Genomic DNA, 1,358 nt, shown 5'->3' with positions numbered 1-1,358 from the left:
CATAAATACCAAACATGCGCTGCCCTTTGGGTTCTTTCTAGGGACGATTAACTCTTTGTTGCTCGGTTTTTACTTAGCCCACTAGGTTACAAACCTCGCGCCGCGATTTAATCGCCCCTAGATTGAAAAAATTTCAATCCACAAAGATCAATACGCCCTAAAGTTTTGTGTAATGTTTTCATAATCGTCTCCTTAGGCTTTGAGCCTGATTAGGGGTGACCTGATTAGAGGTAAGAAGTCCTTTTCAAAGATCCTTTAGGAGTAAAGTGTCTGTAAATTAATATTCAAAAAAATCATTTTCTGTTGGCCCACCGCTACTTTGAACATTCAGCTCATCAAATTGCTCTTTCACTTGCACCGACTCTACAGCCTGACTATCTGAGGCGTTGTCGGTTGTGTCTAGAGTTTCAAAGTTTGTGTTTGCAAATACGACTGATGAAGATACAATAGCCATAAGTACAAGTGTTGATTGTAGCTTTTTCATAATATAATCCTTCAATAGTATGCGATGTCCAGATATAAATTTGCTCTATAGCGCTCTCTAGTCACATCCTTGTTATTCTTTTTAATAGGCTCCCTTGCCTATTTAGGTTGTCTTTGGCAACTCAGAATTTAGATTACATCACAGAGCATTAACTACTTAAGGCTCTGAAATTAAGCCTCAGAGAACTCATCTTCTGATAACTCACCATCTTGGTTTGTATCGAGTTCTTCAAATTTGCTTAAAAGCTCAGCATCTACTGATGCTTCGGCTTGGCTAATTGCGCCATTACCGTCTACGTCTAGCGTATCAAAATCTGTTGCTGCAAAAGCCGCTGATGAAGAAGCTAGCGCCATTAGTACTAGTGTTGATTGAAATGTTTTCATAATAGTATTCCTTCATTGGGTTGTTGCGATTAGGCCTTTGGCTTTCATCACGTTTTGCTTAATACACTCTAGGTATTACAACTTCGGTGCCACTTTTTATTTATTATTTAAAAACAATAAGTTAAATGATATAAAGCGAGAAAAGCTTAATTTGGGGAGGTGTTATTGTTGCTATTTAGCAACAGCCATTTAACTAAAAACAATAAAGCACTATAAATCAATTGGTTAAGTTTAATTAAAAAGACACACTTTTGCTAAAAAGCCAATAAGAGGGCATTTTGGTTAGCCCTCAAAATAAACTGAATATGAACATGGAAATTACATAGGATTTATTCACGTCTATTAAAAAATTAATTCCTTTATGATTAGGGGCTGTTGATCTTTGTAGTACATATATCAATCAGCCCACATTGGTAGCCACATCATAGTAAATGCTAAAGCGAGCATTGAATGATAATTTCGTTCAAGCTTTTCATACCGCGTGGCTATCC

2 protein-coding genes and 1 pseudogene are annotated in these 1,358 nt (G+C 36.8%); all 3 read right to left on the bottom strand.

Annotated features, from left to right (window positions below; genetic code table 11):
• Window positions 1–277: 277 nt before the first annotated feature.
• Complete coding sequence (locus tag H4J63_RS19725) at window positions 278–484, bottom strand: hypothetical protein (protein ID WP_024598214.1); 207 nt, start codon at window positions 482–484, stop codon at window positions 278–280.
• Between the two features lie 170 nt (window positions 485–654).
• Window positions 655–867 carry a calmodulin gene (locus tag H4J63_RS19720; protein ID WP_024605574.1) on the bottom strand — a complete coding sequence of 71 codons (213 nt, stop codon included), beginning with the start codon at window positions 865–867 and terminating at the stop codon, window positions 655–657.
• A 396-nt stretch (window positions 868–1,263) separates the two neighbouring features.
• Window positions 1,264–1,358 (bottom strand): annotated as a pseudogene (locus H4J63_RS19715) (IS5/IS1182 family transposase); the annotation flags it as partial.

Origin of the sequence: Pseudoalteromonas sp. 5Ae-yellow, from assembly GCF_014077565.1 — a bacterium.
Classification (GTDB): Bacteria; Pseudomonadota; Gammaproteobacteria; order Enterobacterales; family Alteromonadaceae; genus Pseudoalteromonas.
This window is presented reverse-complemented; position numbering and strand designations above follow the sequence as displayed.

Coding starts and splice junctions, on each gene's coding strand:
- H4J63_RS19720 (WP_024605574.1), bottom strand. CDS start 867: ATGAAAACATTTCAATCAACACTAGTACTAATGGCGCTAGCTTCTTCA.
- H4J63_RS19725 (WP_024598214.1), bottom strand. CDS start 484: ATGAAAAAGCTACAATCAACACTTGTACTTATGGCTATTGTATCTTCA.